This is a genomic window from Devosia sp. Root436, assembly GCF_001426345.1.
In the GTDB taxonomy this organism is placed as follows: Bacteria; Pseudomonadota; Alphaproteobacteria; order Rhizobiales; family Devosiaceae; genus Devosia.
Genome location: NZ_LMEM01000013.1, coordinates 100,422 through 117,145 on the forward strand (window position 1 = coordinate 100,422; position 16,724 = coordinate 117,145).

Annotated in this window: 16 protein-coding genes; 5 read left to right on the plus strand and 11 right to left on the minus strand. The window is 64.4% G+C overall.

From position 1 onward, the window contains the following. Nucleotides 1-48: 48 nt before the first annotated feature. Nucleotides 49-1,194 carry a DNA recombination protein RmuC gene (gene rmuC / locus ASD04_RS15185; RefSeq protein WP_056258725.1) on the minus strand — a complete coding sequence of 382 codons (1,146 nt, stop codon included), beginning with the start codon at nucleotides 1,192-1,194 and terminating at the stop codon, nucleotides 49-51. A 123-nt stretch (nucleotides 1,195-1,317) separates the two neighbouring features. Between rmuC and def the strand changes: the two genes are divergently transcribed. From def to truA, 3 genes are all read left to right on the plus strand, one after another. After that, complete coding sequence (gene def / locus ASD04_RS15190; RefSeq protein WP_056258727.1) at nucleotides 1,318-1,833, plus strand: peptide deformylase; 516 nt, start codon at nucleotides 1,318-1,320, stop codon at nucleotides 1,831-1,833. A 174-nt stretch (nucleotides 1,834-2,007) separates the two neighbouring features. After that, entirely contained in the window at nucleotides 2,008-2,928 is a 921-nt protein-coding gene (fmt, locus tag ASD04_RS15195; RefSeq protein WP_056258730.1) for a methionyl-tRNA formyltransferase, read from the plus strand. Next, on the plus strand, nucleotides 2,929-3,666 hold the full coding sequence (gene truA / locus ASD04_RS15200; protein ID WP_056258733.1) for a tRNA pseudouridine(38-40) synthase TruA: 738 nt from the start codon (nucleotides 2,929-2,931) through the stop codon (nucleotides 3,664-3,666). Here the strand turns inward: truA and ASD04_RS15205 are convergent. The 5 genes from ASD04_RS15205 to dapD form a co-directional block, all read right to left on the minus strand. Continuing rightward, entirely contained in the window at nucleotides 3,663-4,223 is a 561-nt protein-coding gene (locus tag ASD04_RS15205; RefSeq protein ID WP_056258737.1) for a hypothetical protein, read from the minus strand. The two genes, truA and ASD04_RS15205, sit on opposite strands and share 4 nt — an antisense overlap. A 16-nt stretch (nucleotides 4,224-4,239) precedes the next feature. Next, nucleotides 4,240-4,785: a hypothetical protein gene (locus tag ASD04_RS15210; protein WP_056258738.1), complete on the minus strand. Its 546-nt coding sequence runs from the start codon at nucleotides 4,783-4,785 to the stop codon at nucleotides 4,240-4,242. Continuing rightward, the gene (gene dapE, locus ASD04_RS15215; protein ID WP_056258742.1) at nucleotides 4,782-5,942 is read right to left on the minus strand and encodes a succinyl-diaminopimelate desuccinylase; all 1,161 of its coding nucleotides are present in this window, start codon (nucleotides 5,940-5,942) and stop codon (nucleotides 4,782-4,784) included. Before dapE ends, ASD04_RS15210 begins: the two co-directional genes overlap by 4 nt. Nucleotides 5,943-5,963: 21 nt before the next feature. Beyond that, nucleotides 5,964-6,440, minus strand: coding sequence for a DUF805 domain-containing protein (locus tag ASD04_RS15220; protein WP_056258745.1), 477 nt, complete (start codon nucleotides 6,438-6,440; stop codon nucleotides 5,964-5,966). Between the two features lie 87 nt (nucleotides 6,441-6,527). After that, complete coding sequence (dapD, locus tag ASD04_RS15225; protein WP_056258746.1) at nucleotides 6,528-7,370, minus strand: 2,3,4,5-tetrahydropyridine-2,6-dicarboxylate N-succinyltransferase; 843 nt, start codon at nucleotides 7,368-7,370, stop codon at nucleotides 6,528-6,530. 549 nt (nucleotides 7,371-7,919) lie between these two features. Between dapD and ASD04_RS15230 the strand changes: the two genes are divergently transcribed. Continuing rightward, on the plus strand, nucleotides 7,920-9,299 hold the full coding sequence (locus ASD04_RS15230; protein ID WP_056258751.1) for an FAD-containing oxidoreductase: 1,380 nt from the start codon (nucleotides 7,920-7,922) through the stop codon (nucleotides 9,297-9,299). A gap of 19 nt (nucleotides 9,300-9,318) precedes the next feature. Here the strand turns inward: ASD04_RS15230 and ASD04_RS15235 are convergent, their stop codons facing one another. The 4 genes from ASD04_RS15235 to ASD04_RS15250 are packed head-to-tail and all read right to left on the minus strand — an operon-like array spanning nucleotide 9,319 to nucleotide 13,660. After that, nucleotides 9,319-11,043 (minus strand): PAS domain S-box protein, encoded by a 1,725-nt coding sequence (locus ASD04_RS15235; RefSeq protein WP_056258753.1) that lies wholly within the window; start codon nucleotides 11,041-11,043, stop codon nucleotides 9,319-9,321. Between the two features lie 46 nt (nucleotides 11,044-11,089). Further along, nucleotides 11,090-11,923, minus strand: a complete 834-nt coding sequence (locus tag ASD04_RS15240; RefSeq protein WP_056258756.1) for a TIM barrel protein — start codon at nucleotides 11,921-11,923, stop codon at nucleotides 11,090-11,092. A 28-nt stretch (nucleotides 11,924-11,951) separates the two neighbouring features. Further along, the gene (locus tag ASD04_RS15245) at nucleotides 11,952-12,401 is read right to left on the minus strand and encodes a hypothetical protein (protein ID WP_156461272.1); all 450 of its coding nucleotides are present in this window, start codon (nucleotides 12,399-12,401) and stop codon (nucleotides 11,952-11,954) included. Nucleotides 12,402-12,427: 26 nt separating this feature from the next. Then, nucleotides 12,428-13,660 (minus strand): aminopeptidase, encoded by a 1,233-nt coding sequence (locus tag ASD04_RS15250; protein WP_056258761.1) that lies wholly within the window; start codon nucleotides 13,658-13,660, stop codon nucleotides 12,428-12,430. Between the two features lie 555 nt (nucleotides 13,661-14,215). Here ASD04_RS15250 and ASD04_RS15255 point away from each other — a divergent pair. After that, a complete protein-coding gene (locus tag ASD04_RS15255) occupies nucleotides 14,216-16,012 on the plus strand; it encodes an ABC transporter ATP-binding protein (protein ID WP_056258764.1) in 1,797 nt (598 codons plus the stop codon). Between the two features lie 200 nt (nucleotides 16,013-16,212). Here the strand turns inward: ASD04_RS15255 and ASD04_RS15260 are convergent, their stop codons facing one another. Further along, the gene (locus ASD04_RS15260) at nucleotides 16,213-16,638 is read right to left on the minus strand and encodes an organic hydroperoxide resistance protein (protein ID WP_056258767.1); all 426 of its coding nucleotides are present in this window, start codon (nucleotides 16,636-16,638) and stop codon (nucleotides 16,213-16,215) included. Nucleotides 16,639-16,724: the final 86 nt, after the last annotated feature.

The following is a 16,724-nucleotide window of genomic DNA, read 5'->3' on the forward strand; positions in this document are numbered from 1 at the left end:
CAAGGCAGAACGCGCGGCAGGCGAACCGGTTCGCCGATTGTGATGCGATTATTCCCCGGCCAGGCGCTGTGGTTCCTCGAAATCCATGGCGTCGATCCGGTCGCCGCGCTTGGCGATCTTGGCGGTGGAGGTGAGGATATTGCCGATATCGGCATTGGCTTGGGTGAAGTGAGCCTGCAGCTTGTTCACCCGATCGTCCAGCCGCGCGATATCGCCCAGTAACTCGCGCACTTCCTTCTGGATCAGATGCGCCTGCTCGCGCATGCTGACATCACGCAGCAGCGCCTGGATCACCTGGATCGACAGCATCAGCAAAGCCGGCGAAACGATGACGACGCGGGCTCGCGAAGCCTTCTGCACGACGTCTTCGAAATGCTCATGCAGGTCGGCAAAGATCGATTCCGAGGGCACGAACATGAAGGCGGTGTCCTGCGTCTCGCCGGGCAGCAGGTATTTCTCCGAAATGGCTTTGACGTGGACAGCGATATCCGAGCGAAAGCCGGCATTGGCCTGCCGCACTTCATCGGGCGTGGTGGCCGAACTGATCCGCTGCCAGCTTTCCAGCGGAAACTTCGCGTCGATGACTAACTTGGGCGCATCATTGGGCATGATGATCAGGCAATCGGGCCGGTAGCCGTTCGATAGCGTCGTCTGGAACGAATAGGCATTGGGCGCCAAGCCATCACCGATGATGGCTTCCATGCGGCCCTGTCCGAAGGCGCCGCGGGTCTGCTTGTTGGCCAGGATCGACTGCAGCGAGATGATGTCGCCGGACAGCGATGTCATGGTCGACTGGGCGCGGTCGATGACCGCCAGCCGCTCATGCAGCTTGTTGAGCCCTTCGTCGGTCTTGGCCCGGCTTTCCTGCAAGGCCTGGCCGACGCGCTGACTGGTGGAATCGAGCCGCTCATTGACCAGCCGCGCCAGGTCCGAGGTCCGTGAGCCGAAGATTTCCGACATGGTCTGCATTCGGCCGGTCATTTCCGACTGCACCTGCATCAGGCCGGCCAGATGTTTCTCCAATTCCGCCGAGCGGGCCAACGCGGCCTGCGCCTCTTCGGCGCGGGCGCGGTTGGTCCGTAACGAGGCCACAAGGCCGATAACCAGCAGAACCGCCATCACGGCTACGCCGGCAGCCATGGCAGTCGCCAGCGTCACCGGAAAATCGCCGACCATAAAGAGCACATTGTCCATCCGCACATCCTATCGCGATTCGCGCGTTCGCATAATGTTCTCCTGCGCGCCGCCCACAAGAGTTGACCGGAAGCGCGGAAATACCATATCGAGAGGCAACTCCCTTTCTGCCGGACCTTTGCCATGGCTGTTCGCCCCATTCTCGTCATTCCCGATGCGCGCCTGCGCGCTGTTGCCGATCCGATCATCGAGGTCGACGACGAGATCAAGGCGCTGGCCAAGGACATGCTGGATACGATGTATGACGCGCCCGGCATCGGCCTGGCCGCCACCCAACTGGGGGTGATGAAGCGCATCGTGGTGATGGACCTGGCGCCCGAAGGCGAAGCGCCCGACCCGATGGTGCTGATCAACCCGGAAATCACCCATTTCGGTGACCAGATGCAGGTGACCGAAGAAGGCTGCCTGTCGATTCCGGAGCTCTATTACGAAGTCGAACGCCCCAACGAGGTCACGGTGAAATATACCGATCTCGATGGCAAGGAAGTCGTCAAGGAAGCCGAGGGCAAGCTGGCCGTCTGCATCCAGCATGAGCTCGATCATCTCGATGGCGTGCTCTATATCGACTATCTCAGCCGCCTGAAGCGCGACCGGGTGATCAAGAAATTTGATAAGGCTGCCAAGCGGGCGGCGGGATAGCCACTTCCACTCCCCCCTTGAGGGAGAGGGGCGGCCTGACGCGTTCAGCGGAAGGGCCAGGGTGAGGGTGCTGCGCCATCCCATGCTTCGACGCTTGCGGATGACGCAAAAGCCCTCATCCGCCCTTCGGGCACCTTCTCCCTCAAGGGGAGAAGGGAAGAAAGAGAGAGCACAATGCGCGTCGTCTTCATGGGCACGCCGGATTTTTCCGTTCCCACCCTTACCGAAATCGTATCCTCGGGCCATGAAGTGGTCGCGGTCTATACCCGCGCGCCCAAACCGGCCGGACGTGGCCAGGAGGAGCGCAAGTCGCCGGTTCATCTGGCGGCCGAGGGTTTCGGGATTCCGGTCTTCACGCCGAAATCGCTCAAGGGTGAGGCCGAGCAGATCATCTTTGCCAGCCACGGCGCCGATGTCGGCATTGTCGTCGCCTACGGCCTGTTGCTGCCTAAGCCGGTTCTCGATGCGCCCGAACTGGGGTGCCTGAACCTTCATGGATCGCTGCTGCCGCGCTGGCGCGGCGCCGCGCCGATCCAGCGGGCGGTGATGGCCGGCGATGCGCAGACCGGCGTCATGGTGATGCGGATGGACGAGGGGCTCGACACTGGTCCGGTGGCGCTGGCCGACATGATCCCCATCGGCCCCGACATGACGGCGGGCGAATTGCATGACCAGATGATGCGGGTCGGGGCCGACCTGATGGGCCGGGCACTGGCAGCGCTCGAACGCGGCAGCCTCGATTTCAAGCCGCAGACCGAAGAGGGCGCCATCTACGCCAAAAAGATCGAGAAGGCCGAGGCCCGCATCGACTGGTCGCGGCCGGCGCATGACGTGCACAACCACATTCGCGGGCTGTCGCCGTTTCCCGGCGCCTGGTTCGAGCTGGAGCTGGGTGGCAAGCCGGTGCGCATCAAGGCCTTGCGCTCGACCATTGCGCAGGGCGCCGGTGCTCCGGGCACCCTGCTGGACAATCTGACCATCGCCTGCGGCAGCGGCGCGGTGCGCGTGACCCAGCTGCAGCGCGAGGGTAAGGGCGCCATGGATGCGGCAACCTTCCTGCGCGGCGCCGGGGCATTGCCGCCGGCTGTCCGCTAGATGCCACGCTACAGGCTCACCATCGAATATGACGGAACCCCGTTTTCGGGCTGGCAGCGCCAGGCCGACCGGCCCAGCGTGCAGCAGGCGCTGGAAGAAGCCATCCACGCCATGTCGGGTGAAACGGTGGCCACGCAGGCAGCTGGCCGGACCGATGCAGGCGTGCACGCGCTGGGGCAGGTGGCCCATTTCGAACTGAGCAAGGATTGGGATCCGTTTCGCATCCGCGAGGCGCTGAACTATCACCTGCGGCCCGACCCGGTGGCGATCATCCTCGCCGAGGCGGTGGGGGATGATTTCGAGGCGCGGTTTTCGGCCAAGGCGCGGCACTACGAATACCGCATCCTCAACCGGCGTGCCCCGCCGGTGATTGAGCGCGATCATGTCTGGCACCTGCCCATGGACCTCGATGCCGATGCCATGGATCATGCGGCTGGCCTGATCCTGGGCACGCATGACTTCACCACGTTCCGCTCATCGGAGTGCCAGGCTAACTCGCCTTTGCGGACCTTGGATAAGTTTTCGGTGCGGCGGGAGCTGGATCACATCGTGATCTCGGCCCGCGCCCGCAGCTTCCTGCATCACCAGGTGCGCTCGATGGTCGGCTCGCTGCGCATGGTCGGCGAAGGCAAGTGGTCGCCCGTCGATTTTCGCGCCGCTCTCGATGCCAGGGACCGCCGCCGCTGCGGCGCCATGGCCCCATCGTCGGGGCTCTACCTGACACGTATAGATTACTAGACCGGCGGTGGACCGAGGATAACGGCGACCACGGCCAGCGCCAGGAACACGCCGACGGCCTGCGAAATGAACAGGATGCCGATCTGCAGGGCCGTCAGCGTAACGATGAAGCGGCCGATATTGATGAAGGTCGCCAGCGCCAGGATCACCACCAGCACCAGGATAATGACGCCGGCCGGGCCGAGCAGCGTCGATGCCAGCAGCAGCAATGCCGAGGCCAAGGTCACCCAATTGGAAGCGACGAGATAGGGGATGAACCCGTCCTGGCGGCCCATCTGCCGCAGGGCGACAAAGGCCGTGAGGGCCTGGGCGACGAACAGGGCGGCGTTGACGATGATGGACTGCGTTGCCGCGCCCGGCGGCAGGTCTATGCCGGTAAGGCGTGGCCCGAAACCCGCCAGGCCGATGGCGATTGTGACGGCGATGAGGCTGCCGATCAGGCCGCGCTGGCTGAAATCGAAATAGGATGGGGCCTGCCGGTTGCCGACAAGCAGCGCGATGCAGCCGCGTGCCGCAGCCATCAGTTCATCGAGGAAGGTCGTGGTCGGTTGGGCCAAGGGCTTGTCTCGATGATCAGGTGGGAGAACCGGCAATGCTGCTCAGCATGTAGAGTGCCTGCCGCATGGCGACAAGCAGCAGCACGCTCAAAACTGCAAAGCCGAGGGATATGGCCACAGGCCAGCCGGTTGCGGCGCGCGCCAGCCGATAGAGCAGGTAGCCCAGCGCCAGCCAGCTCAGCATCACCACCGGCCCGCCGATCAGGCTCGCCAGCAGCCCCTCGATGACGATGAAAGCCATAAGCGCGTATGTGCTGGGCACCAGCAGGTCAAGCACCGGCTCGGTGCTGTGCACGATGTTGCGCGTGCCCAGCAGGACCAGCACCATGGCGACCAGCGGCAAGGCCAGCGCGAACATGCCCGCCACGATGGCGAACAGGCCCGGAATATCGGTGCCGATGGCCACGATGATGACGGCAAGGAAAGTGACGAAGGCGAAGATCGCCAGGGCCGTCGCCAGGCCCGGCGCCGTGCGCTTGAAATGCTCGCGCCAGCCGGCCTTGCCGCCCAGCAGCATCGCCCAGCCAATGGCGGCGTTGCGCAGCGTGGCCCAGATCTTCATGCCCTCGCTCCAAAGAAGCGGACCATGAAGGCGCGGTAGATATCGGTCAACCCGGTGAGGTCGGCGATAGCGATGTGCTCGTCCGCCTTGTGCATTGAGGGGCCGACAAGGCCACATTCCACCACCGGGCCATATTGGGCGATGAAACGGGCATCCGAGGTGCCGCCGCCGGTCGACAATTCCGGGCGGCGTCCGGTAATGCCGGCAATGGCGTCGGACAGCAGGTCGACATCGTCGCTGAGCGGCGACAGGAACGAGCGCGATGGCACGCCGGCTACGGCGAAGGTCACGGTTGCACCGGCATGATCGACGCTGGCGATGCGCCCGCGTACCCAGTCGGCCAGGGTCTCCGGTGTCCACAGGTCATTGTAGCGGATGTTGAACCTGATCGTGCCGGAGGCCGGGATGACGTTGGAGATGGCGTTGCCGACATCGATCGAGGTGACTTCGAGATTGGTCGCAGGGAAATGTTCGCTGCCGCCGTCGATGACCGTATCCAGAGCTGTCACGATCCGGGCCAGCGCCGGCAGCGGGTTGTTGGCCTTGTCGGGATAGGCGACATGGCCCTGCGTCCCGCCGACGGTGATGGTGCCCGACAGCGAACCGCGCCGGCCGATCTTGATGCTGTCGCCCAGCAGGGCTGCCGAACTGGGTTCGCCCACGATGGCGAAATCGAAATGGTGCTGCTGCGCCCCGGCCCAGGCCATCAGCTTTTCGGTGCCGTTGATGGCGTCGGCTTCCTCGTCATTGGTGATGGCGAGCATGATCGTGCCGGCATCGGCGGGAATGGCGGCCGCGGCGGCGACGAAGGCCGATATGCCCGATTTCATGTCGGCCGCGCCCCGGCCATAGAGCTTGCCATCGGCCTCGCGCGGGGTGAAGGGGTCGCTGGTCCAACCGGCCAGGTCTCCCGGCGGCACCACGTCGGTATGGCCGGCAAACAGCAGCTTGCGGCCGCCGGTGCCGCGGATGGCGAAGAGATTGTCGACGGGGTAGGAGCCATCGCCCTCGAAGCGCAGGCGGGTGACGGTGAAGCCGATCGCGCTCAGGGCGCGATCGAGAACGTCGAGTGCGCCGGCTTGCTCGGGCGTCACCGAGGGGCAGGCGATGAGCTGCTTGAGCAGTTGGACGGGATCGTCCGCGATAGTCGGCGTCACGAGATGTCCCGTCCTTCTGGTTCAGGCTGCGGCGTAGCCGAGCGGATCGGCACCGTAGCTGTTGGCGCCGGGCGTACCCTTGAGGAAGCCAAGCTGCACCAGCATGTAGAGGCCGAACAGGCCCAGCAGCAGGAACAGGGTCGACATCCACATATCAGGCATTGGCACGATCATGCCATTGCCCATATCCGTCATGGTGACACCGATGCCGAGAGCCTGCAGCAGCGTCAGCAGGCCCGAAACGCCCATCAGCACCTTGAAGTCCGTGCCATTGTTGTCGCGGTCCTGCCGGCGTTTGATGCCGATGCACCAGCCGGGATAGAACAGCACGACAAAGCTGATGAGCTGCCCCCAGCCTGATGTGCCGCCCAAGCCTGCCAGGCCCAGGATGATTGCCAGCACGATGCTGGCGATGACGAGCCCGACAACGCCGAGCCACCACTGCTTGCGCGAGATACGTCCGTCGGTCGTCGTGTAGAGTGATACGAGTGTGTCCATGATCTTCCCCCTCGGAAATCAGACAGCCGGGACCCATCCGGCGTGAGACATCCTAGGTGAATCGCAGATTCCCCGCCAGAGTCCGCCTCAATCGCGCAGCAGGTCGTTGATGCCGGTCTTGCTGCGGGTCTGGGCGTCCACCGTCTTGACGATGACGGCGCAGTAAAGATTCGGCCCAGGATTGCCATTGGGCAGCGGCTTGCCGGGCAGCGAGCCGGAGACGACGACGGAATAGGGCGGCACCTTGCCGATATGGATTTCCCCGGTATTGCGGTCGACGATCTTGGTCGAGGCGCCGATGAAGACGCCCATGGAAATGACCGAGCCTTCACCCACCACCACGCCCTCGACCACTTCGGAACGGGCGCCGATGAAGCAATTGTCCTCGATGATCACCGGCCCGGCCTGCAGCGGCTCGAGCACGCCGCCAATGCCGACGCCGCCCGAAATATGCACGTTCCTGCCGATCTGCGCGCAGGAGCCCACGGTGACCCAGGTATCGACCATGGTGCCCTCGTCGACATAGGCGCCGACATTGACGAAGCTGGGCATCAGGACCACGTTGCGGCCGATAAAGGCAGGGCTGCGCACCACGGCGCCCGGCACGGCGCGGAAGCCCGCCTCGCGGAACGTGTTCTCGCTCCAGCCCTCGAACTTGGTGGGCACCTTGTCCCAGTAATGCGAGCCACCCGGCGCGCCCTCGACCAGCTTGTTGTCATTGAGGCGGAAACTCAGCAGCACCGCCTTCTTGAGCCATTGATTGACCTGCCAGGCGCCGTTGGCCTTTTCGGCCACGCGCAGCTTGCCGCTATCGAGGAGACGCAAGGCCTCCTCGACGGCCTCGCGTACCGGCCCCTGCGTGTGGACCGTGATCTCGGCGCGCGCCTCGAAGGCGTCATCGATGGTCTTGGCGAGATCGGTATGGGACATGAAGAAAATTCCTGGCTGAGATGCGGAGCGGACCATAGCCGGGGGGGCGGTGGTGTCAATCGGGCATACGAAAGCGCCGCCTGGATTGCGGTTGTCATGGATGGGCGGACCCCGAGACGGCTGACGCCCCTGAGTAATTTAGTAGTGAGACGGAAACCGCCTCGGGGTGCCGGTTTTTGGAGCAGTAGACGGTGATCGCGCGTCCCAAACGCTCGAAGGGAGCGGCCGCTACTCGAACCTGCGCGGCAGCGAAGCCGGGGGGATAAGATGGATAAGTCGGTGCTTGGTGAATACCCCCACCCTCACGCCCTCCCCACAAGGGGAGGCAAGCCTGCTCCGTGACTGCGGAGGCGTCGAGTGAACCCGGAATGGTGGGGATGTTTAGCCTCGATCCACCCTGGGGTCCCGGCCCAAGGCCGGGATGACATCGGGGGTGGGGTGCGATCGTGCCGGTTCCGCAGCGCGCCGTTTTCCAGAGCAGTGACGAATGTCCCGCTGGCATATTGCCTTGCATAGTCATAGACTTGCCAAAGATTTGGAGGGGCGGTCATGTCGGAACAATTCGACGCCATTATCATCGGTGCAGGCCAGTCCGGCCCCTTCCTGGCCGCAAGGCTGGCAGGGGCCGGACGCAAGGTGGCGCTGATCGAGCGCGAACATCTGGGTGGCACCTGCGTCAATGACGGTTGCACCCCCACCAAGACGCTGGTGGCCAGCGCCCGCGCCGCTTGGGCGGCCCGCCACGCTGCCCAGTTCGGCGTCGTGGTCAAGGGACCGGTCACGGTGGACATGGCGGCGGTCAAGGCGCGCAAGGATGCGGTGGTCGGCGCTTCGGTCAAGAGCCTCACCGACTGGCTGGGTGGCATCAAGACGCTCGAATATATCAAGGGCGAAGGCAGCTTCGCCTCGCCCACGCAGGTCAAGGTCGGCAAGCGCAGCCTGACGGCCCCGCAAATCTTCATCAATACCGGCGCTACGGCCAGCGTGCCGTCCTGGCCCGGCATCAAGAGCGTGCCCTACCTGACTAATACGTCGATGATGAATCTCGACACGCTGCCGGGGCACCTGATCATCGTCGGCGCCAGCTATATCGGGCTCGAATTCGCGCAGATGTATGCGCGCTTCGGCTCCAAGGTCACGGTGATCGAACGCGGATCCCGGCCTGCCATGCGCGAAGACCCGGACATTTCCGCCGCCATTCGCGGCGCCCTCGAAGCCGAGGGCGTGACGTTCATGTTCGGCACCACGGTCGAGGCGGTGGCCAAGGCCGGGCATGGCGTGCTGCTGTCGCTCAAATGCCCGGATCGGCTGGCTTCCATCGAGGGCACGCATCTGCTGGTGGCGCTGGGCCGCACCCCCAACAGCGCCAACCTCAACCTGGCTGCCGCCGGCATCAAGACCGATGCGCGCGGCTATATTGCGGTGGACGACAACCTGCGCACCGGCGTCAAGGGCATCTGGGCCATGGGCGACATCAACGGGCGCGGCGCCTTCACCCATACCTCCTACAACGACTTCGAAATCGTCGCCGATAATGTGATCGATGGCGGCAGGCGCTCGATTGCGGGCCGGATTCCGGTTTATGGCCTGTTCATCGATCCGCCGCTGGGCCGCATCGGCATGAGTGAGGCCGAGGTCCGCAAATCGGGCCGCAAGGCGCTGATGGGCGTGATGCCGATGGCCAGGGTCAGCCGCGCCAAGGAGCGGGGCGAAACGCAGGGGCTGATGAAGGTGCTGGTCGATGCCGAGAGCAAGCAGGTTCTCGGTGCTGCCATCCTGGGTATCGGCGGCGACGAGGTGGTTCATTCGCTGCTGCAACTGATGGCGGCGGGCACGCCCTATCCGACCATGATGTACACGGTGCATATCCACCCGACGGTGAGCGAACTGATCCCGACGCTATTGGCGGATTTGAAGCCGCTGGTGTGAGGCGTCGAACAGGCATTGCTCACAACTCCCCGTAGGCGACCGCCATGCCGCGGCCGCGGGCCTTGGCGGCGTAGCAGGCGGCATCGGCTTCGCCCATGAAGCCGAGGGGTGAGGCAGGGCGGCCGGTGACCATGGTCAGGCCCACGCTGGCGCCGATGTGATAGGTGCGGCCGGCCCAGGTGAAGGCGAGCGCGGCGATGGCGCGCACCACTTTTTCGGCGATGCGCTGGCCCACTTCGGCCGGACAGTCATTGAGCAGTACGGCAAATTCGTCGCCGCCGATGCGGGCCGCCACGTCGTGGCTGCGGCAGGAGCCGCGAATGGTCTGTGCCACCTGCTTGAGCAGGGCGTCGCCGGCGGCGTGGCCGGCATTGTCATTGACCGGCTTGAAGCGGTCGAGGTCGATATAGAGCAGGCAATGGCGGCGGCCGCTGTCGCGCGCCGAGCCGATGGCGCCGTTCAGCGCGCGCTCGAAGGCCGCCCGGTTGGGCAGGCCGGTCAGGTCGTCATGGGTGGCCGAATGGGCCAGTTCGCGCTGCATGGCGCGGCTCTGCGTCACGTCCTGGAACACCAGTACGGCGCCGGTCAACTTGCCCGATGGCGTGCGCACCGGGGCGGCGGTGCAGCGGATATCGCGCTCGCTGCCGCTCTTGCCGACCAGGATCATGTCGTCGTCCAGATGTGCCGGCTGATCGGTGGCAAGGCAAATGGCCACGGGGCAGTCCTGGGCCTCCCCGGTTACGCCATCGCGCAGGATGAAAACGTCCCGGACTTCTTTGCCGACCGCGGCGGTCGAACTATAGCCGGTCAGCAGTTCGGCGGCCGGATTCATGAACACGATGCGCCCGTTTTCGTCGGTCGAGATCATGCCATCGGCGATGGAATCGAGGGTAACACGCAGGCGTTCCTTTTCGGCCGCCAGTTCCAGCTCGATGGTCTTGAGGCGGGTAATGTCGGTATCGGTGCCCAGGGTGCGCACGGCATTGCCCTGCTCGTCCCACTCCACCGGCTTGCCGCGGCTGAGAATCCAGATGTAGCTGCCGTCGCGGGTGCGCTCGCGATATTCGAGCGCGTCAAAGCTGGCATCGCCCTGATCCTGCCGGTCGACATTGTCCATGACATGCTTGAGGTCATCGGGGTGGATGCGGGCCAGCCACTTGGCCTGGTCGCCATCCACGTCCTCGTCGGGCGGAATGCCGCGCATGACGCGCCACATGCGCGAATAGAACATGGTGTCGGTGCGGATATCATGGTCCCAAACGCCCTGGCGCGCGCTTTCCAGCGCGAAATTCCAGCGGCTTTCGGAATGGGCGAGGGCCTCTTCGGCTTTCTTCTGCAATTCGATGCTGGTGATCTGGGTGATGAGATAGAGCGGCTGCCCGGTCGTGTCCGAGCGCAGCACCGAGGCAGCGACCATCACCCAGAGCGGGCCGCCATCGGCATGGCGGAAGCGGTGCTCGCCGCGATATTCGCCGGCCTCGCCCCGCATCAGCAGGCTCAGCCGCTGCCGGGCGGCGGCGCTGTCATCGGGATGGATCAGCTCGAGGATATTGTCATCGGCGGCTTCATCGATGCGGTGCCCCAGCAGATCGACAAAGGCGCGGTTGGCATAGACCATGCGGCCGTCCATTTCGGACACCACCATGCCGACCGCGGCATTGTCGACGATCTTGGCCAGCATCGAGCCGATCCGCTCGAAGCGGAGGATGGTCGGGGCGGCATTTTTCGACGTGCGGGCGGACATAGGCCCACTCTGCGCGACACTCTCTTAATAACTGGCTTAAGCGGGGTTACACGTCGCGCGATGTGATGAAGTCACTCTCGGTGGACAGGCCATGCCATTCGGAGGGAACGTCGCTGTCGAAGATCAGCGTATAGGGGCCCTTGTAGCCGGCCTCCTCGGCCAGGGTGACGCAGGCGCCATAGTCGGCTTCGTCGAGATCGCCATCGATGAAGCTGGCCTTGGCATGGCAGAGTTCGGCCCGGCCGAAGATCGACTTGAGATCGGCATATTTGGTTGCCCCGCCCCAATTGCCGAAATCGCCCAGGAGGCCGACGCGGCCATCGAGCTTGTCGAGCAGATAGTGGACATGGGCAGGCTCGGCCAGCAGGTCGAACCAGTTCTCGGTGACGAGACGTACCGATGAGCCGGCATTGCCATCGGCCAGCGCGGTCAGAGCCTTGACCGAGCGGTCGAGCGCATCGCGGGTCGGCTTCTGCTTGCCAGCGATGATGCGGGCATTGTCGGCGCCCAGCTCATTGGCAGTCTCGATCCAGCTCGCAACCCATGCGGTATCGCGGGCGCCATGCTCGGGATGGCTGATATCGCCGGCATCGATCAGCAGCGTCTGCAGCCGGACATTGGAAATCTTGAGCTGGTCACGCAGTTCGCCCAGATAGACCTTGTCGCGGCTGCGCAGGTGGAAGGAGACGATTTCGAGGCGGTGATAACCGTGATTGGCCAATACCGAAGGCAGGCCGAGCAGGGATTCCTCGCCCTCGCCATAGGCCTGCTGTTCCGCCCCGATCTCGGTGGTGGTGAGGTCGTGCGGATAGATCGCGCCCAGCAGGCGGTGCAGCGACCAGGTGGAAACGGCGATACGGTCGGGGCTGACACGGGCCATTGTTCGGGCTCTCCTGTTTATGGCGGTTCTACATGTTCCGCAGTTCGAATTCGAAGGTCTTGAGCAGGCGATCGCCGGATTTGAAGTCGATGCGATAATCGCCCTCGGGATCGCCATCCGCCACGCACCAGCCGCTCCAGATCCAGCCATCCTCGGGCGTAAGGGTCAGCGGGGTCGTGGCGGTGCGCTGGTCGTCGGAAATGACCGTGAGGCTGCCTTCGCCGAGGCCCCAGCTCGCAGGCGCTGCGGGCAGGGTGTAGATTTCGGTTACCTCCACCGCGCCCTTCACCTTGCCGAGGCGCAGGTGCCAGTCGTAGCAGGTGCCCGCGAGCAGCGGCACCAGCGTCGTGCTTTCGACGACGTCATCCTGCCCCGGTGCGCGGGGCACCGAGATCGTGAAGTCACTGTCCAGCACCGTCTGGGCCAAAGCGGGCTGCGCCAGGGTGAGCAGGCTCAAAATCGACAATAGTCTCTTCATGCCGGCCCTCCCTGGCGCCCTGGCTGTCAGTTGGCCCACTCGCCGCCGCGCATCACCGGCTCGGTGCTGCCATCGGCATGGACGCCGTCGATGTCGATCTTGTCGCTGCCGATCATCCAGTCGATGTGGATGTTGGAGGTGTTGCCGCCCTGGGCGGAAATCTGGTCCTGGGTGAGGTTCTTGCCGCCCACGAAGCAGTCCGAATAGCACTGGCCCTGCGCGATGTGGCAGGAGGCGTTTTCGTCGTAGAGCGTGTTGAAGAACAGGATGCCTGAGGCCGAAATCGGCGAGGAATGCGGCACCAGGGCCACTTCGCCCAGGCGGCGGCCGCCTTCATCGGTATCGAGCACCTTGTTGAACAGGTCGCCGTTCTTGCTCGCCTTGAACTCGACCAGCCTGCCGCCCTCGAAGCGGGCCTGCATGTCCTCGATCAGCGCGCCATTGTGGCTGAGCGGCTTGGTGCCGGACACATGGCCTTCCACGCGCAGCTTGTGTGGCGTGGTGAACACTTCCTCGGTGGGAATGTTGGGGTTGCAGGTAATGCCGTTCTTGGCTTCCGAAGCACCGCCCTTCCAGCGGTGACCATCGGCCAGGCCGACCGTGAGGTCGGTGCCGGGGCCGGTATATTTGAGGGCGGAGAAGCTCTTGCCGTTGAGCCAGGTCCAGCGCGCCTTGAGATTGGCATTGTGCTCCTTCCAGGCGGCGATGGGATCGTCCTGATCGACGCGCGATGCCTTGAAGATGGCGTCGGCCAGCTTGGTCACCGCTTCTTCCTCGCTGTCATTGGGGAAGACCAGCCTGGCCCATGCGGCGCTGGGATAGGAGACGATATTCCAGTTGATATCGAAGCCGGTGATGAGCTGGAGGGCAGGCTTATAGGCGGCCGAATTGGCACGCATGGCGCGGCTCACCTTGTCCGGATCCTGCCCGGCCAGCATCATCGGGTTGTCGCCGGCAATGGCGAGGCGCGCCGCGTTGCCCTTGAAGGCTTCCGCCATCCCCGAATAGAGCCAGCCCGCCGCCTTGTCGAAGCTGGCGCTATTGGCATGCTTGTAGCGGGCCAGGGTGGCTTCCTCGTCGGAATAGATGGTGGTGACGACGCCCGCGCCGGCCCTGTAGGCATGCTCGGTGATGCGGCGGACCAGCGGGGCGGCGGTCATCGGCGCGGTCATCACCAGATCCTGGCCCTCGGCCAGTTGCAGGCCCACCTTGATGGCAACCTGGGCGAGCTTGTCGAGCTTGACGGGATCGATGGTCATTTGGGCGAATGCCTCTTGGTTTTGAATCGGTTGGGGCGGAGGGTAATCCCGGAAGGGGGCGCTGCGCCACCCGGAGGGCGGGGAAATTTGCTGGCGGCGATCTATCAGTCGTTCTTCCCTCCCCCTTGTGGGGAGGGATCGAGGGTGGGCTGAGTCACGGCGCTGTGTTTGCGGAACCATACTCCCGCCCTCCCCCTAAGGGGGAGGGTGGGGCCGGTGGCGCCCAATCTCTGTGTCTTTCCTGCATCATCTGTTGCAACGCTGCAAAATACCCCGTTGGCAAGTCCGAACGGTTTCGCTACAAAACGTCCACCGCTTCAGATCGAACAAGGGAGGCGTTGTATGGCAGGCACATTCACCGAACTCCCCATGGGCGACACACGACGTTAGGTCGTCGCCATCCGCGGCCCGCCAAACAGGCCAGCCGCCCGCGGTTCTTCTCTTCATCACAGCCCAATTGATCTGACGGGGATCATTTCGTCCTCCGTTCCGGCTGTGCCTTTCATCCCCTGCTTTTGAGGGCCGGTTGCCGGATAACGGGACCGGGCTGCCAATATGAGTCGCAAGAAACTCGATTTCCGCGCCGATGCCTATCGCAACGTGCTCGGCTTTACCTTCCGCCACTGGTCCGGCAGGCTGCCGCTGGTCGGCGTCATCTGCGCGCTGGTCATCGCCTCGACGCTGGCCGAAGTCATGGTGCCCATGTTTTCGGGTCAGATCGTCGATGCCATTGCCGGCGGGACGAATGGTGGCGCCGATGCTGCCCTGCGGGCCTTCGCCATCGTGGTCGGCCTGGGGCTGACCAGCGTGGTGCTGCGCTGGTTCATCTTCCAGGGCGTCATCCGCCTGACGCTGCGGATGATGGCCGATATCGTCAATAACGGCTTCCACCGGGTGCAGCGCTTCTCGACCGACTGGCATGCCAACAGCTTTGCCGGTTCGACCGTGCGCAAGATCACCCGTGGCATGTGGGCGCTGGATTCGCTCAATGACGTGCTGCTGGTGGCGCTGCTGCCATCGGTGGTCATGCTGGTGGGCGCGACGGTGATCCTGGGCTCCTACTGGCCGGTCATGGGTCTCGTCGTGGGGCTGGGCTCGGTCGTCTATATCGGCGTCACCGTGGCGCTCTCCATGGGTTTCGTGTCGCCGGCGGCGAGCCTGGCCAATGCCTGGGACACGCGCCTTGGCGGCGCGCTGGCCGATGCGGTGAGCTGCAACTCGGTGGTCAAGGCCTTTGGCGCCGAAACGCGCGAGGAATCCCGCCTGCGCCACGTGCTGGGCAAGTGGGACACCCGCACCCGCCGCACCTGGAAGCGCGGCACGCTGAGCGGCACTATCCAGGGCTTCATGATGGTGACGATGCAGGCCGGTATTCTCGGCACCGGGTTGCTGATGTGGCAGCGCGGGCTGGCAAGTCCGGGCGACATCACCTTCGTCCTGGCCATGTTCTTCGTGCTGCAGGGCTACCTGCGGGACGTGGGCCAGCATATCCGCAACCTGCAGCGGGCGGTGAATGACATGGAGGAACTGGTGGCGCTCGACAGGACGCCGCTGGGGATCGATGACAGAGCCGACGCCAAGGCCATTGCCATCGGCAAGGGCGAGATCGCTTTCGATCGCGTGACCTTCCAGTATGGCGCCCACCCGACGCCGCTCTATCGCGATTTCTCGGTCACCATCGCGCCGGGCGAACGTGTGGGCCTGGTGGGTCATTCGGGCTCGGGCAAGACCACCTTCGTCAAGCTGATCCAGCGGCTTTACGACGTGAAGTCCGGCGCCATCACCATCGACGGGCAGAACATCGCCGAAGTGGAGCAGGCCAGTCTGCGCGGCCAGATTGCCATCGTGCAGCAGGAGCCCATCCTGTTCCACCGCACGCTGGCCGAGAACATCGCCTATGCCCGTCCCGACGCCACGCGCGCCGAGATCGAGCTGGCGGCAATGCAGGCCAATGCGCATGACTTCATCCTCGACCTGCCCAAGGGCTACGAGACCCTGGTCGGCGAGCGGGGCGTGAAGCTGTCGGGCGGGGAACGCCAGCGTGTCGCCATTGCGCGGGCCTTCCTGGCCGATGCGCCGGTGCTGATCCTGGACGAGGCGACATCGAGCCTCGACAGCGAGAGCGAGGTGCAGATCCAGCAGGCGATGGAACGGTTGATGGTGGGACGCACGACCCTGGTTATCGCCCACCGGCTGTCGACAGTGCGGGCCCTGGACCGGCTGCTGGTCTTCGACAAGGGCAGGATTGTCGAGGAGGGCGACCACGACCAGCTCATCCGCCTCAAGGGGGGCATCTATCGCCGGCTGTTCGAACGGCAGGCGCTGGAGCTGACCAAGGGGTTGGTGGCGTAAATGGAAGCGCCGGGGTGTGAGCCCCGGCGTTTTTGTTGAACTATCGTGCCCCGCCCTCCTTCGACAAGCTCAGGATGGTTCGAGGCGTGAAGAACGCGCACCTCACCATGAGGGTTACTTTGAACGCGGTGCTCCAACAGTCCTCATGGTGAGGCGGGAGCGTAGCGCCCCTCGAACCACGAGGGCGTGGCTGGATGCTGTCACACCACGTCCAGCGTCACGTCGAACCCCTTCCGCGACACTTCGCTATAGGGGCAGATCACATGCGCCCTCTTGATGATGTCTTCGGCCTTGGCCTTGTCCATGCCGGGAATGTGGGCCTTGAGGGCGGCTTCGATCCAGAAGCCTTCGCCGTCCTCGCGGTCCTTGAAGCTGACTTCGGCGGTGACGGTGGCGTCTTCGGGGATCTTGTCGCCGCTCTTGCGGGCGGCGGCCTTCATCGCGCCGAGGAAGCAGGCCGAATAGCCGACGGCGAAAAGCTGCTCGGGATTGGTGCCGCGGGCGCCGTCGCCGCCGATTTCCCTGGGCGTGGTCAGGGTGACGTCCAGCACGCCGTCATCGGTGGCGCCGTGGCCGGAACGGCCCCCGGTGGAAGTGGCGCGCGCGGTGTACATGATCTTGGGCATGAAACGTCTCCTGAAAACAAGTGAAGGCCTACTCCAGCATGAAAGTGTGGAGCGCGAAAGACATATGCCGATTGCCTGCCCTTTGG

What these genes read in the sequence shown, in the direction of transcription:
- rmuC (WP_056258725.1), bottom strand. Translation starts at nt 1,194, where the DNA reads ATGGACAATGTGCTCTTTATGGTCGGCGATTTTCCGGTGACGCTGGCG.
- def (WP_056258727.1), top strand. Translation starts at nt 1,318, where the DNA reads ATGGCTGTTCGCCCCATTCTCGTCATTCCCGATGCGCGCCTGCGCGCT.
- fmt (WP_056258730.1), top strand. Translation starts at nt 2,008, where the DNA reads ATGCGCGTCGTCTTCATGGGCACGCCGGATTTTTCCGTTCCCACCCTT.
- truA (WP_056258733.1), top strand. Translation starts at nt 2,929, where the DNA reads ATGCCACGCTACAGGCTCACCATCGAATATGACGGAACCCCGTTTTCG.
- ASD04_RS15210 (WP_056258738.1), bottom strand. Translation starts at nt 4,785, where the DNA reads ATGAAGATCTGGGCCACGCTGCGCAACGCCGCCATTGGCTGGGCGATG.
- ASD04_RS15220 (WP_056258745.1), bottom strand. Translation starts at nt 6,440, where the DNA reads ATGGACACACTCGTATCACTCTACACGACGACCGACGGACGTATCTCG.
- dapD (WP_056258746.1), bottom strand. Translation starts at nt 7,370, where the DNA reads ATGTCCCATACCGATCTCGCCAAGACCATCGATGACGCCTTCGAGGCG.
- ASD04_RS15230 (WP_056258751.1), top strand. Translation starts at nt 7,920, where the DNA reads ATGTCGGAACAATTCGACGCCATTATCATCGGTGCAGGCCAGTCCGGC.
- ASD04_RS15235 (WP_056258753.1), bottom strand. Translation starts at nt 11,043, where the DNA reads ATGTCCGCCCGCACGTCGAAAAATGCCGCCCCGACCATCCTCCGCTTC.
- ASD04_RS15240 (WP_056258756.1), bottom strand. Translation starts at nt 11,923, where the DNA reads ATGGCCCGTGTCAGCCCCGACCGTATCGCCGTTTCCACCTGGTCGCTG.
- ASD04_RS15245 (WP_156461272.1), bottom strand. Translation starts at nt 12,401, where the DNA reads ATGAAGAGACTATTGTCGATTTTGAGCCTGCTCACCCTGGCGCAGCCC.
- ASD04_RS15250 (WP_056258761.1), bottom strand. Translation starts at nt 13,660, where the DNA reads ATGACCATCGATCCCGTCAAGCTCGACAAGCTCGCCCAGGTTGCCATC.
- ASD04_RS15255 (WP_056258764.1), top strand. Translation starts at nt 14,216, where the DNA reads ATGAGTCGCAAGAAACTCGATTTCCGCGCCGATGCCTATCGCAACGTG.
- ASD04_RS15260 (WP_056258767.1), bottom strand. Translation starts at nt 16,638, where the DNA reads ATGCCCAAGATCATGTACACCGCGCGCGCCACTTCCACCGGGGGCCGT.